Here is a 14472-nt window from a genome sequence, read left to right on the forward strand (position 1 = left end):
TGACAGAATTACACAAAAAAAATCGCTACAATCAGCGAGGAAACCTGATGAATTTTCAATAGTCTAGATAAATTGGATTTTTTTGGATTTTTTTGCTAAGACAGAAGCGTTTTTTGGTTAAGCATTTTTTGATTTTAAGTAATACATAAGACAAGTTCAACCGTAATAATTCTGTGTTTTATTATGTCTAAACATTTTTTAGGATTTCCTCTGGTTTCTAAAGTTGCTTTTGCTACTACGTTAATCTTAAATTTGTGGGTAAATCCCTCATTAGCGGGTGATCCATTTCGCAGTAGTGAACCTCATCAAATTGGCGATCGCACGGAAGCAGCGTTTAAAGCGATTTTCCAACAAGGAAATTATCCTGTTGCAGAGGATCACCTGAAAAAAGCGATCGCTGATGAACCCGATGAACCTTTAGCTTATGCTTTAAAAGCATCTTTAGCTTATACTAATCAAGATTTAGTAGGATTGGAAAAGTACAGCAAAAAGACTTTAGAAGCTGGACAAAAGTTGATTGGTACTAACCAATTACGTGGTAATTTATACACTGGAGTAGGCAATTTTTTAGAAGGTGCTGTCATTCTTACCCGTGAAGGTACGGTTAATGGTGCATCAAAGGCATTTACTAGGTTAACAAGAGTGTATGAATATTTAGATAGAGCAGAAGCCATTAATGCCAATGATCCAGAGTTAAATTTAATTAAAGGCTATATGAACTTAATGTTAGCCGTTAATTTGCCTTTTATTAGTCCTGATCAAGCGATTGAACAACTGGAACAAAATGCAGCACCTGGATATTTAGTAGATAGGGGTATTGCTTTAGCGTATCGGGATTTGAAGAAATATCCCCAAGCATTAAAATATGTGGATCGTGCTTTGAAAAACACCTCTGACAACCCAGAAATTTATTATCTCAAAGCGCAAATACTGTATTTACAAGGTAACAAGGAAAAAAGTCAGAATGTGGTTAAAGAAGCGATCGCATATTTTGAGAAAGCGTTAACCAAAAAATCCCAACTTCCTGCTAGTCTAGTCAAACAAATTGAATCCGAACGCAACCAGGCTAAAAACCGACTCAATAATATATGATGATTTAGTCATTAGGAAAGAAGGGAACAGGGAACAGGGAACAGATAATTATTTATTCTCTTTCCTAATCACCAATCACCAATCACCAATCAGCAATCACCAATCACCAAAAATGTACATTCAATTTCGTGAATTTAATCCCTTTGACGTTTGGTTCTGGATCAAATTTAGCACCATTCCTTCCCAACAAGAAAAACAATATGTAGAAGAAGTATTTAACTCCTGGTTTTATTTAGGTAAACTAGGAGGTTTCAACGCTGAAAACTTGCAAGTTCAAGAAACTGGTTTGGATTTAAGCTACATGGATTATGATAACCAAGGTTATGATCAAAGTATGTTAGCTTTAATGCACAACATGGGTGAATTTGAATATGAAGGAAAATGGGGAAGATGCTGGTTTGATTTAGGAACAAGTGATGCGATCGCCTTAGATATTCTCATCAACGCACTATCTCAATTAAGTGAAGAATACGTCACCATAGAAGCATTATATTTAGGTGGTGAAAATGAAGATTGGCCAGTAGAAGATAGTGAAACTCGCGCTTATTCCCTTTACGATAATTAATCATTCAAATAACAACAATTACTCACAATAATGAACAAACCAGGTGAAATTAGAGTCATCGTTTTAGCATTAATTAAAGATGGTGACAGAATCTTTGTTTCTGAAGGATATGATCCGACAAAGCAATCAACATTTTATCGTGCTTTAGGTGGAGGAGTAGAATTTGGTGAAACCAGTCGCATAGCATTGGAACGAGAATTTCAAGAAGAAATACAAGCTGATTTAACCAACATTCGTTATTTAAGTTGTATCGAAAACCTGTTTATATTCGATGGTAAACAGGGACATGAAATCATCCAACTTTATCAATGCGACTTTGCAGATCCGAAATTTTACCAAATTGAAAGTTTAACCTTTTCCGAAACACCAGAAAAGAAACATCGTGCTTTATGGGTAGAAATTGAGAAGTTTAAATCAGGAGAACTAAGATTAGTCCCAGAAATCTTTTTTGATTATTTGTAAGCATTTAGCTATCAGTAATCAGTAATCAGCTTTCAGCAAAATCAAAACCTTTCCAGATACCTGAATTATTAAATGAGTCGGGTATCTATTTCATCCAGAAATGTTGAATGTCGTTACAAAAGTTTACATATTCAGTTATAGTATTCCTAATAAGCGGGAGCATCACTCGCTGAACCGATTTTGACTAATCCAGTTCCCGATTCAAATTCTAGTTTCCAATTATTCTTAATTCGCACTACAAAATATTTGTCTTTTTGCACTAATTCCTGCATAAACCTGCATAAAATTTAGTCCCGCAAAACCTCTATCCATTACCCCAACAGCATCTTGCGGTAAATTAGACATCATTGATGAACCAAATTTATAATCATGATTATGTCCAAAATTTATCAAATTATCTTCTGGACTTCCTGTTGACAGATTGAGGGAACTAAAAAGTTTTACTTGATGATGTCCTAGAACCCATAGTAACTTACTTGTTAAGGTAATTACTGTAGAATCAATTGGACAAATGGCGTATTTATCATGTAACTTTTTGTAAGCTTTTTTCTGGACTAATTTATTCAATTGATGATAAATCTTTTGGAAGATTTCTTGATTTCTGTGTGTGTTAGCCTTGGAAAAAGTCGAAATCCTTACATCAATACCTGTATTGTTTAATCTTTTAAATAAGTCCCTCATACTTGTTAAACTATTATCCAAGGCATAACCCAACCAACACTCAACGTAAAGACGGGTGTTCAAAACCGGATAATCATTTTTTGGCAAGGATTTGAGGATGTCTTTGACAATCTTGGGAAATGAATTTATAATCATGATCAAATCAATATTTTGATATAGCTTGCTCAAATTTTAATATATTTTGGGCTATTTTTATCACAGATTTCTTAACATTCAACACTTCTGCTAATCGCCCAAGTTAGACTTTTCAAACATCCTCTTACAATGTTCAGCAACAATGGATAAAGAAAAATTACTTTTGGGTTAAAAAATGTGATAATTAAATAATACGTTGCAATTTTTAACAAAAATAAATCACTTTCATCCTGTTCATCCTTAAATCCTGGAAATCCTGATTCAGACAATTTTCTTAAACCATAAAAAAACACCCATCCAGTTATTTTCCTGAATGGGTATCAATCACAAAAAAATCTACAATTCAATTATCAAACATTCCCATAAACAGGAATAGCAGCACCACGTACATCCTTAGCAGCTTCCGAAGCTAAAAAACAAATTACCTCAGCAATAGACTCCGGTTTTACCCACTTATCGGCGTTTTCTGCACCCATCGCTTCCCGGTTGGTGGGGGTATCAATGACACTGGGAAGGACAGTATTTGCAGTGATGTTAGTTCCTTTTGTTTCATCGGCTATAGCCTTAGTTAATGCTATCACACCAGCTTTAGCCGCAGAATAGGCCGCTAATTGTCCCGCAGGTTCTACACTAGCACGAGAACCCACAGTTACAATGCGCCCATAGCCATGTTTTAACATACTTTCCAGGCTATATTTACAAGTCAAAAAAGTAGTATTGAGATTTAATTCAAATTCATGCTTCCAACTATCAAAGCTGTATTCATGAGTTTTTCCCATTGAAAAACCACCCACCAAATGAATTAAAACATCTACTCGCATCATGCTATTAATGACTTGTTTTACAGATGCTTCATCTTGTAAATTAGCCGGAATAAATTTAATTCTGGCAATATCCGCTGGTGATAAAATTCCTTTGAGTCTTTCCACATCTTTAAGACTACGATAAGGAATAGTAACATCAGCACCTTGGGCTAAAACTGCGGGTGTGACACCTAAACCTAGTCCACCAGTACCACCTGTAAGTAAAACTTGTTTTCCTTTCATGAAAGATGCACTTTTTTAACCTTCATGAATTAAGATAACGCAATTGCTGATTTATACCAATCCAAAATCTAAAATCCAAAATCCAAAATCTAAAATCCAAAATCTCAAATCTCAAATTCCATGACTATGGATATATTTTACTACCCGCACCCACGACACCAATTTTATGACGATAGGAAAGTTCAGCACCAAACCACCCGGTAATGCTGGTTAAAGTTCCCACAATTAATGATAGTAATAAACCCCAAGGTAGTAAATTTGATTCCGCATCACCCCAACGAATAATAAAATTCAAAGTTGTGAAAATCAGGATAGAAATATTCAGAATTAAATGCGCCCAACCTGCGGCACGTTTGCGGACTCTTTCTATTTGTAAAAAGTCACTCATGCCAATAACTGAAGCGATAATACCAGTAACTAAACCTAATCCAATTAACCACACTGAAGCCCTAGCCCAAAAATAATCTCGCGTTAACCAATAACCAAAATCACTACCTAAAGCTGCGGCTAAAAAAGCTATGGGAAAAATTATACTCAAAGGATGTAAAGGATGTCCAGCTATGGATACTGTGCTGGGTACACCACTATCTAAATATTCTCGATCATCGCTTTCAATAATTGGTGGTAAATTGGGAAATGGTGTAGAATTTGGTTCTGTGGTTGCCATCTTTTCATCTCCTATTATTCAGCAGTAGGAATTTTCTCAACATTTTCTCCCAAACCTGGATTTTCTGACATAATCACGTACTCACTTAATTTATTATAATTTATTATAATTTACTAATTAACTATCTTTGAGCAAATCTAGAAAATTGAGCATAAAAATTTATCTATCTAGGGATGGAATAAAAAATCTATAATTATATAACTTACAGTAGAAGCAGACATAATTAACAGATATTTGTGGTGTTTATTTCTGTTTCAATCACAATATTCAAAGGGTTTATAATAGCAATTGATTATGAAACTCTGGCTAAAACAAAGAGGGCAACCACAGGGGGTTTGCCCCTACATCTGACTCCTGACTCCTGGTATATATCCTGTTTTTCTATCCAGAGTTAAGAATGTAATCGTTCAAAAGAAAGATGGAAAATATCTAGTGATTATGCGAACCTGGGATTGGTAATAAATACGATTACTTGCGATTACTTTAGCTAGGAGAACTCAACATGGTAGCCACTTTAGATGATACCAAACGAAATGCGATTGCAGTAAAATTGGCAGATATGAAATTACTGCAACAGTTAATTATTGATAATGAAGAAAGATTTTTAAGAGAATGTAGTGATGGTGAAATTGCTAATAATCTCCGCAAAATGCTAGATGATGACCGCAGAAATCAAGGTATTCTTGATACTGTAGTAGTTCAATATGGCATTCAAAAAAATGCAGAATCTACAGTACAAGAAATGGTGGCAAAAGTTCGCAAATTAATGCAAGGTAATGAATTAAGTTTCTTTGAAAAAGTATTTCAACATGAGTTATTGAAGCATCAACAAGTAATGAATGGTTTGACAATTCATAAAGCTGCCCAGAAAGTTGGTGCTGATGTGATGGCAGCAATTGGACCTTTAAATACTATCAATTTTGAAAACCGCGCACATCAAGAACAACTGAAAGGAAGTTTAGAAATTTTAGGAGTGCGGGAACTAACAGGACAAGATGCAGATCAAGGAATTTGGGCAAGAGTTCAAGATGCGATCGCCGCTATTAGTGGTGCTGTGGGTAGTGCTGTCACCCAAACTTCTGACAAGCAAGATATGAATATCCAAGATGTTCTGCGTATGGATCACAATAAGGTAAATATCTTGTTTACAGAATTAATGCAAAGCAATGATCCACAAAAAATTCAAGAATATTTTGGACAAATTTATAAAGATTTGAGCGCCCATGCAGGTGCGGAAGAAGAAGTAGTTTATCCGCGAGTTCGTCCTTTTTATGGTGAAGCTAACACCCAAGAATTATATGATGAACAAGCTCGCTGGGGTCCTTGGTTTGAAGAATTAAGAGGTATTAGCCCTGCTACACCACAATTTAAAGACAGACTCAGACAAATTTGGGATCAAATTGGCGATCATATTCGTCAAGAAGAAAGCACAATGTTTGCCGCTATTCGTAATAACATGAGTAGCAGAGAAAGTGAAGATTTAGCTAGACAATTCAAAGCTGCTAAAACTAGAATTCAAGAAAGAATGGGTAGAGAAACTAGAACAGAAGCCGCTGTCTAGAGTTGCTTACTGCTTCATATTGTAAGGGTTTAGCAATGCTAAACCCCTACTCCTCAATTCTGTACTAATTCATCTCATTCCTAACATTCGATTCACTTGTGCAGACTGTAAAGGTTTGCGTTCTATATTCTGGAAAAACTCAACTTCCTTTAAAAAAGAATAGGCTGTTTTAAAATTACTTAAATTCAGTAAAACAATATCTTCATATACTGTATCTTCGGGAACTTTTATATCTACAAATAATTCTTGTAGGTTATTTTGCGCTATTGCCAGATTCAAAAATTTTAAAAATGATTGCCGTTTTTTAGAACGCACATTCAACAAGTACCAGTTATTACTAATAGGTTGAGACGATGAAGATTCTAAAGATTCTATTGGTGGCATAGTGATGAAGTTGATGTGAAAATTGAAAGCTCTGAGCTATCTTAGAACTTGAGTTAATGAATAGTAGCCAAAACCAGATTTTTTAACTTACTACTACTCCCTTCTTGCTAAAATCTCTAACAGATTACTCCTTTTCTTCCTTTGTGTACTTTGCGTACTTTGCGGTTAATTCATCAAAAAATTTGCGAACTACACCGGAACAAGAGTAATCAAAATAGTATAGCAGGAATTTTCTCTAACTTCACCTGTAGCAATAGATTTATTCATGAGATTTATTCATGAGATTTATTCATGACAAATATTCATAAACAACTACTCCCCAGATGGGGAGATATGCAGTAAATTAACATCTAAAAAATAATCGCTATCGCTGTAATTTATTTAGACTGCCAATATTTATAAGCTGCATAAGCTAATGTCACCACTCCAGTAATAATTGCAGATTCATCAACTTCAAATTGAGGATGATGTAAAGGATGATTGATGATTCTATCTTTATAGCCTACACCTAAACGAAACATCGAACCAGGGGCGTGATCCAAATAAACAGAAAAATCTTCCGCACCCAGGGAAGGTTCGGGTAAAACTTGCACGCGATCGCTACTCCAAGCTTCTTCTGCTGATGACTGCAATAATTGTGTCAAAGCATAATCATTTTGTACACTGGGTACACCTTGACGATAATTAACTTGATATTTTGCATCATAGGAATTACAAACATTAGCAACTATATTTTCGATCCAATTTGGTAACTGAGCGCGAGTTTCAGGATGGAGCGATCGCACCGTACCCAATAACTGTACTTTATCCGCAATCACATTCGCCGCTCTACCGCCATTAATCTTACCAATACTCAACACCACAGGACGCAAAGGATTTTGAGTACGGCTAATAGCTTGTTGCAATGCGGTAATTACTTGTGAAGCAATCCAAATCGCGTCCACAGCTTCATGAGGACGCGCCCCATGTCCAGATTCACCCAAAATCATAATTTCTAAATCGTCTGCTGCTGCTGTTAATGCCCCATAACGAATACCCACAGAACCAGCAGGAATAGAAGGAAAAACATGAACACCTAAAATAGCAGCAACATTATTCATTGCTCCATCTTCTACCATCCAATTTGCACCTTGGGCAATTTCTTCCGCTGGTTGAAATAAAAACCTGATTTTACCACCCAACTCATCAGCTATTTGGGACATTACCATTGCTGTACCTAAACCTACCGTAGTATGTACATCATGTCCACAAGCGTGCATTACTCCTTCTGTTCGTGAAGCATATTCCAAACCGCTACGCTCTTGGATAGGCAAAGCATCCATATCAGTGCGAATTGCCAACACCCTATCATCATGGTTAGTGCTGTGTAATTCGCCGATCACACCAGTTTTACCCACCCCTTCTACCACGTGCAACCCACTAGAAGACAAAACACCAGCCACAAACGCAGCAGTTTGATATTCTTGGCCGCTGAGTTCTGGGTGTGAGTGGATATGACGACGAATTTCTACTAAGCGAGGTGCAAGGTTATTTGCTATCTCTTTGATCCGGGTTAGCATTTAATTGAATGTAATTTACAATCTTTGTTCTTATCATAGATAAGTGTCAACTAGGAAAATGCTTCCATCTGACAAGATATTTAAGAAGCTGTGCAGAGTTAAGGGTTTGACGCTCCCCGCCTTAAAAGGACGACCCATAACTATTACTTATGCAGCTAGGGGAAGAGCAGAAAGTGATGAGGATGATAAAGTTTAATGTACTTACTTGATACTGATACACTTAGCAGGTGTAGATTCAGAACCAAAAAAGACCCTGTACAGTCTTGTTATATTCCCAAGACTGCCGTAAAAGATGCGGGAATTTATTACAGAGTTAAACCGGTGGCGATAATAGCAATGGGGGAAACAGGTAATTTAATCATGATCTGTTTTTTATAGAATATATATAGCATTTACCAAGTTAGTGAGGTACAGAGTTTTTTATCTTAGGGAATTGGGAATTGGGAATTGGGAATTGGGAATTGGGAATTGGTAACAGTAAATAAATTAGGGTGTACCTCACCTCATGAGACTGGGAAACGCTATATATTGTTGCTTGACTATTATTGTGTTCCTATTCAATCAATAACACGATAGCTAGATACTGTCCATCTAATTTTATAATTATAATAATTGGCAGTGCTTATACTTCTTTAACTTATTCAGATTGTAGGGTAATGGATAGAGGTTTTGCGGGACTAAATTTTATGCAGGTTTATGCAGGAATTAGTGCAAAAAGACAAATATTTTGTAGTGCGAATTAAGAATAATTGGAAACTAGAATTTGAATCGGGAACTGGATTAGTCAAAATCGGTTCAGCGAGTGATGCTCCCGCTTATAGGGTAGTTAATTTTTGTGATTTAGAAACTAAAACTGAATTTCGCTTAGTCACGAATTTACCGTCAGATGGAGAGGCAGCAGTTACAGATGATGAAATCAGGGATATTTACCGTTTACGTTGGGGAGTTGAATTATTATGGAAATTCTTAAAGATGCACCTAAAACTAGATAGATTAATTACCAAAAATGTTAATGGTATTGGCATACAAATTTATGCCAGTCTCATCGCTTATCTAATTTTACAACTTGTATCTGTTCCTCAAGAATGGGGTAATAAAATGTTAGATAAATTCCGCTATCTTCAAGCTTGTATGTGTCAACAAATTAGTTATGTTCATTGGATGGAAGATATCATGAGATGTTGACATTTTCACCCTTAATAGGACTACTATAACTGAATATGTAAACTTTTGTAACGACATTCAACATTTCTGGAAATAAGTAATATAATACTCTATCATTATTATTAGGCATCATAGCAAATGTAATGATTTTGCTTGCATTACCTTTATCTCTCAATAATTTCATAAAATCATTTCTAAATTCTGCTTGTTCTCCAAAAGTATCTAGTGTTTGAAAATGATCAAGGTTAAAGTAACCATCTGTTTCTAATACTTTTTTAAAAGTTTCTCTTGCTTTCCATTTTGGGTCATAAAAAAATCTTTTGATGAAATCAACCATAAATGTATAAATAATTTCTGATTTTTTTAGACTATTTATTTTTCTAAAACTTTCCATTGAGACATCAGACCAACCATAGGGATCAAGAATAAATAAAGAATGACCTTTCCTATTTTCAGATTGAAAAACACAATAGTCAACCTTATTTTCAAATTCATCATTAATAAATTCACATTCTATTATCAAATCTCCCAATTCTGTTTTATAAATATGCTGATTTTCATCGGATAAATGTTCTAATTCTGCTTGAGACATAGCAATATTTTTTAAACATTTTAAATGGTCTTTTTTCTTATCTATAAACATAAACTTAACATTTAAAGGATAAGTTCTTTTTGATTTAAAATAACCTTCTTGAACAGCTTTAATTAAGCGAATGGGCGAACCAAACCAAATATTATGTGAGTCCCTATCATTGTAAATACCCCCACCACAAAAACCGTCAATAATAGTAAAATTAGTCACTCCATATTGTCCACTACTATAAAGTGTATAAACTAGATCTGTTACATATTGCTCTGTAAGTAAATGTTTAGTTTTTGTATGCTGTTCTACAAAAGGAATTTCTTTGCCATCAGCAGACCACTTGGTATCAGAATTACTCACAATTGATCATCCTTTTTTATAGTTTGCTAATAATTATACAAATTTAACTAGCTGGTGTGTATAAAAGTAAAATTATTGATATTTTACTATTTATACTCTGTAGTTTTCCGCGCCTCTGCGTCTCTGCGTGAAAAAAACCTCTTACCCAAATCAAACCACCCACATCACAACCCCTAACGGTATCGTAATAAAAGCGATATTCAAGAAAAATAAACAAAATAAATGACCACCATAGACACCAACAAACACAAAAAAGCCAAAGCCCTCAAACCCGGAAGCGTGCGCCCCGCAAAAGAACTTTGTAGCGAATGCGGACTATGCGACACCTACTATATCCACTACGTCAAAGAAGCGTGCGCCTTCATCACCCAAAGAATAGACGAACTAGAAACCAGCACCCATAACCGCCCCCGCAACCTAGAAGACGAAAACGAACTCTATTTTGGCGTACATCAAGAAATGATAGCCGCCCGCAAAATACAACCCATCGAAGGCGCACAATGGACAGGAATAGTCAGCACCATCGCCATAGAAATGCTCAACCGGGGCTTAGTTGAAGGAGTCGTCTGTGTGCAAAACTCCAAAGAAGACCGCTTTCAACCCATGCCCATCATCGCCCGCACCCCCGAAGAAATACTAGCAGCCAAAGTAAATAAACCCACCCTATCCCCCAACCTCTCCGTATTAGAACAAATCGAAAAATCAGGAATGAAACGCCTATTAGTCATCGGAGTAGGATGTCAAATACAAGCATTACGCGCCGTTGAGAAAAAACTCGGACTAGAAAAACTCTATGTCCTGGGTACACCATGCGTAGATAACGTTACCCGCGCCGGACTGCAAAAATTCTTAGAAACCACCAGCAGATCCCCCGAAACCGTTGTTAGTTACGAATTTATGCAAGACTTCCGGGTACATTTTAAACACGAAGACGGATCAGAAGAAAAAGTACCCTTCTTTGGACTCAAAACCAACGTACTCAAAGACATCTTCGCCCCATCATGTATGAGTTGCTTTGATTACGTCAACTCCTTAGCAGATATAGTAGTAGGATACATGGGCGCACCCTTCAACTGGCAATGGATAGTAGTGAGAAACGATACCGGCAAAGAAATGCTAGAACTCGTCAAAGACCAACTCCACACCCAACCGGTGATGTCCAAAGGAGACAGAAAAGCCGCCGTACAACAAGGAATAGAAGCCTACGATAAAGCCGTCACCTTACCCATGTGGGTAGCCAAATTAATGGGAGTCGTCATAGACAAAATCGGACCACAAGGATTGGAATATGGGAAATTTTCAATGGATTCCCACTTTACAAGAAACTACTTATATGTTAAGCGGAATCATCCAGAAAAATTAGAAGATCATGTACCAGAGTTTGCCAAGCGGATCGTAGCGCAGTATAAATTACCGGAATAAAAGCTCACGCAGAGGCGCAAAGGCGCAAAGGTAAGAAGTCTTTGTGTCTTTGGTGTGATTTTACAAGTTATTGACAACACGGGAGATTCCGTCCTTGATCAGGGATGCACCGAAGTTGATCAGTAAGCCGAGACGTTTATCAGCTACAACAAGGTAAGTGAAGAGTTGTTTTTTGTGTACAGGATGTATATTTTCCACAGACTTTAGTTCAACAATCACCTTATTTTCCACAATCAAATCTGCTCGAAAACCATCACTCAGATGTACACCATCATAAACTAAAGGTATGACTTTTTCCGCCTCTACCCTTAATCCCCGCTTTTCCAACTCATATTTAAGAACCACTTGATATGCAGATTCCAACAACCCAGGACCAAACCTGGTATGAATCTTGTAAGCAGCATCAACAACTTCCTTAGCGATCTCATTCTCATTCATCTTCACTTCTTACCTTTGCGACTTTGCGCCTTTGCGTGAGAATTATTTCATACAAAAGTATTAAACTCTTTTCTTCCTTTGCGACTTTGCGCCTTTGCGTGAGCTTTTTTAAACTTCTCCCACAGCTTCAATAGCTGCCTGTAACGCAATAGATACATGAGTCCAATGTGTACCACCTTGGCAATAAACAATATAAGGCTCTCTCAAAGGTCCATCGGCTGATAATTCCAAGGTGCTACCTTCTATAAACGTACCCCCAGCCATCACAACTTGGCTTTCATAACCTGGCATCGCATCAGGTACGGGATCTAAATAAGAACCAATAGGCGAATTTTGTTGAATAGCTTTACAAAAAGCAATCAGTTTTTTGGCTGAACCGAGTTTGATGGCTTGGATCACATCCCCTCTTGGTGCTAGGGGTGCGGGGTTTACAGGATAACCCAACTTATCAAATACGTACCCTGTTAGGTACGTTCCTTTCATTGCTTCCCCAACTATCTGGGGTGCTAAAAATAATCCTTGGTATAACAAGCGGTTTTGATCAAAGGTTGCTCCCCCTGCACTACCTATTCCTGGGGCGGTGAGTCTACAGGCTGCTGCTTCTACTAGGTGAGCTTTTCCAGCTATGTATCCCCCTGCTGTAACCAGTGTACCACCTGGATTTTTGATTAATGACCCGGCTATGAGGTCTGCACCTACGTGGGTTGGTTCTTTGGTGTCTATAAATTCTCCGTAGCAGTTGTCTACAAAGCAAACTGTGTTGGGGTTTTGTTGTTTGACTATGTGAACTATTTTTTCTATTTCAGCTATGGAAAGACTTGGCCGCCATGAGTATCCACAGGATCTTTGAATCAGGACTAAACGAGTATTTTCTTTAACTGCTGTGCTTAATTCTTGCCAATCTATTTTTCCTTTGGGCGTTAGTTCTAATTGGCGATATTTTATGCCAAAATCAATAAGGGAACCTTGGTTTTGCCCTCGCAAGCCAATTACCTCTTCCAAAGTATCGTAGGGAGAACCCACTACTGCTAACATTTCATCCCCAGGACGAAGCACACCATACAGCGCACAGGCGATCGCATGAGTTCCCGAAACAATCTGCACTCGCACCACCGCAGCTTCTGCTCCCATCACTTGGGCAAAAACCTGATCTAAGGTATCTCTTCCTAAATCATCATGTCCATAACCGCTGACACCTGCAAAATGGTGCGCCCCTACACAATGATCTCTAAAGGCATTCAGAACTCTTTGTAAATTATGCTTGACCTGAGCGTCAATACCATAAAAAATTTCTAATAGTGCCTGTTCTGCTTCCCGAAGCTGCTCTAAGCTGTTCATTGTTTCCTCATTAAAAAAAATAATCTAAATATGCGGATTCCTAAATCACGCAGATTAGGCTAGACAATTCCTATAAAGGTTACTGCATGACAATTGCTACTTCCACTAAACTTAAAATTAACTGGGTTAATACCCTGTTCTTCATTGGCCTGCACATCGGCGCTTTATTTGCTTTAATTCCCAGTAACTTTAGCTGGAGAGCAGTTGGTGTTGCATTATTCCTCTACTGGGTTAGCGGTGGTTTAGGTGTGACTCTGGGTTTTCACCGTCTTGTTACCCATCGCAGTTTTCAAACTCCTAAATGGTTGGAGTATTTTTTGGTCTTCTGTGGAACTCTCACCTGTGAAGGTGGACCAATTGAATGGGTGGGTATACACCGAATCCATCATTTGCATTCCGATACCGCTAATGATCCCCATGACTCAAATAAGGGTTTCTGGTGGAGTCATCTTGGTTGGATGATTTATCACTCACCCGCTCATGCTGAAGTTCCTCGCTTCACAAAAGACATTAGTGATGACCCAGTTTATCAGTTTTTACAGAAATATTTCATTTTCTTACAAATTGCCCTGGGATTGGTACTGTTTTTCTTAGGTGGTTGGTCTTTTGTGGTTTGGGGTATTTTTGTCCGCATTGTTTGGGTTTATCACTGCACTTGGCTGGTAAATAGTGCGACTCACAAATTCGGTTATCGCACATATCCAGATTCCGGTGACAATTCTACCAATTGCTGGTGGGTAGCTTTACTGGTATTTGGTGAAGGTTGGCACAATAATCACCATGCTTTTCAATATTCAGCCCGTCACGGTTTGGAATGGTGGGAAATTGATATGACTTGGATGACTATTCAATTACTCCAACTGCTTGGTTTAGCAACAAATATTAAACTGGCAGATAAAAGAGCATAACGCATAATTGATGTTTAAAGTCAATAGTTTTATAGTCGTTTTTTGGGTATGAAACTATTGGCTTTTTGCGTGTAATTACGGAGATTCAAAATAGAAATTATGAATTT

General features: G+C 37.3%; 13 protein-coding genes and 2 pseudogenes. 7 read left to right on the forward strand and 8 right to left on the reverse strand.

Annotation, left to right across the window (positions count from 1 at the left end):
• Positions 1 to 183: 183 nt before the first annotated feature.
• From H5968_RS04590 to H5968_RS04600, 3 genes are all read left to right on the forward strand, one after another.
• A complete protein-coding gene (locus H5968_RS04590) occupies positions 184 to 1092 on the forward strand; it encodes a Sll0314/Alr1548 family TPR repeat-containing protein (RefSeq protein ID WP_187038972.1) in 909 nt (302 codons plus the stop codon).
• Positions 1093 to 1204: 112 nt separating this feature from the next.
• Positions 1205 to 1657 carry a DUF3531 family protein gene (locus tag H5968_RS04595; RefSeq protein ID WP_096571927.1) on the forward strand — a complete coding sequence of 151 codons (453 nt, stop codon included), beginning with the start codon at positions 1205 to 1207 and terminating at the stop codon, positions 1655 to 1657.
• Between the two features lie 30 nt (positions 1658 to 1687).
• Positions 1688 to 2119, forward strand: coding sequence for an NUDIX hydrolase (locus H5968_RS04600; RefSeq protein ID WP_187038973.1), 432 nt, complete (start codon positions 1688 to 1690; stop codon positions 2117 to 2119).
• Positions 2120 to 2268: 149 nt separating this feature from the next.
• On the opposite strand, the pseudogene H5968_RS04605 reads toward H5968_RS04600, so the two are convergent.
• From H5968_RS04605 to H5968_RS04615, 3 genes and pseudogenes are all read right to left on the reverse strand, one after another.
• Positions 2269 to 2935 (reverse strand): annotated as a pseudogene (locus H5968_RS04605) (transposase); the annotation flags it as partial.
• A gap of 350 nt (positions 2936 to 3285) precedes the next feature.
• Positions 3286 to 3981 (reverse strand): 3-oxoacyl-ACP reductase FabG, encoded by a 696-nt coding sequence (gene fabG / locus H5968_RS04610; RefSeq protein ID WP_187038974.1) that lies wholly within the window; start codon positions 3979 to 3981, stop codon positions 3286 to 3288.
• Between the two features lie 124 nt (positions 3982 to 4105).
• Entirely contained in the window at positions 4106 to 4648 is a 543-nt protein-coding gene (locus H5968_RS04615) for a DUF2231 domain-containing protein (protein ID WP_096565934.1), read from the reverse strand.
• Positions 4649 to 5150: 502 nt separating this feature from the next.
• Between H5968_RS04615 and H5968_RS04620 the strand changes: the two genes are divergently transcribed.
• On the forward strand, positions 5151 to 6209 hold the full coding sequence (locus H5968_RS04620; protein WP_187038975.1) for a hemerythrin domain-containing protein: 1059 nt from the start codon (positions 5151 to 5153) through the stop codon (positions 6207 to 6209).
• A 69-nt stretch (positions 6210 to 6278) separates the two neighbouring features.
• On the opposite strand, the gene H5968_RS04625 is transcribed toward H5968_RS04620, so the two are convergent.
• Together H5968_RS04625 and H5968_RS04630 are read right to left on the reverse strand one after the other, a co-directional pair.
• Complete coding sequence (locus H5968_RS04625; RefSeq protein WP_187038976.1) at positions 6279 to 6593, reverse strand: chromosome segregation ATPase; 315 nt, start codon at positions 6591 to 6593, stop codon at positions 6279 to 6281.
• A 377-nt stretch (positions 6594 to 6970) separates the two neighbouring features.
• On the reverse strand, positions 6971 to 8152 hold the full coding sequence (locus tag H5968_RS04630) for a M20 family metallopeptidase (protein WP_187038977.1): 1182 nt from the start codon (positions 8150 to 8152) through the stop codon (positions 6971 to 6973).
• A gap of 653 nt (positions 8153 to 8805) precedes the next feature.
• On the opposite strand from H5968_RS04630, the pseudogene H5968_RS04635 reads away from it, so the two are divergent.
• A pseudogene (locus tag H5968_RS04635) lies at positions 8806 to 9337 on the forward strand (transposase); the annotation flags it as partial.
• Here H5968_RS04635 and tcmP read toward each other — a convergent pair.
• Complete coding sequence (tcmP, locus tag H5968_RS04640) at positions 9324 to 10259, reverse strand: three-Cys-motif partner protein TcmP (protein ID WP_187038978.1); 936 nt, start codon at positions 10257 to 10259, stop codon at positions 9324 to 9326. The pseudogene H5968_RS04635 and the gene tcmP sit on opposite strands and share 14 nt — an antisense overlap.
• A 222-nt stretch (positions 10260 to 10481) precedes the next feature.
• Here tcmP and H5968_RS04645 point away from each other — a divergent pair, with 222 nt between their 5' ends.
• Positions 10482 to 11681 carry a Coenzyme F420 hydrogenase/dehydrogenase, beta subunit C-terminal domain gene (locus H5968_RS04645; protein ID WP_187038979.1) on the forward strand — a complete coding sequence of 400 codons (1200 nt, stop codon included), beginning with the start codon at positions 10482 to 10484 and terminating at the stop codon, positions 11679 to 11681.
• Positions 11682 to 11741: 60 nt separating this feature from the next.
• Here H5968_RS04645 and H5968_RS04650 read toward each other — a convergent pair whose 3' ends face one another.
• Entirely contained in the window at positions 11742 to 12119 is a 378-nt protein-coding gene (locus H5968_RS04650) for a GxxExxY protein (RefSeq protein WP_187038980.1), read from the reverse strand.
• A gap of 108 nt (positions 12120 to 12227) precedes the next feature.
• A complete protein-coding gene (locus tag H5968_RS04655) occupies positions 12228 to 13457 on the reverse strand; it encodes a methionine gamma-lyase family protein (protein WP_187038981.1) in 1230 nt (409 codons plus the stop codon).
• 86 nt (positions 13458 to 13543) lie between these two features.
• Between H5968_RS04655 and H5968_RS04660 the strand changes: the two genes are divergently transcribed.
• Positions 13544 to 14365, forward strand: coding sequence for an acyl-CoA desaturase (locus tag H5968_RS04660; protein WP_187038982.1), 822 nt, complete (start codon positions 13544 to 13546; stop codon positions 14363 to 14365).
• Positions 14366 to 14472 lie beyond the last annotated feature (107 nt).

This window comes from Sphaerospermopsis sp. LEGE 00249 (assembly GCF_014299995.1).
Classification (GTDB): Bacteria; Cyanobacteriota; Cyanobacteriia; order Cyanobacteriales; family Nostocaceae; genus Sphaerospermopsis; species Sphaerospermopsis kisseleviana.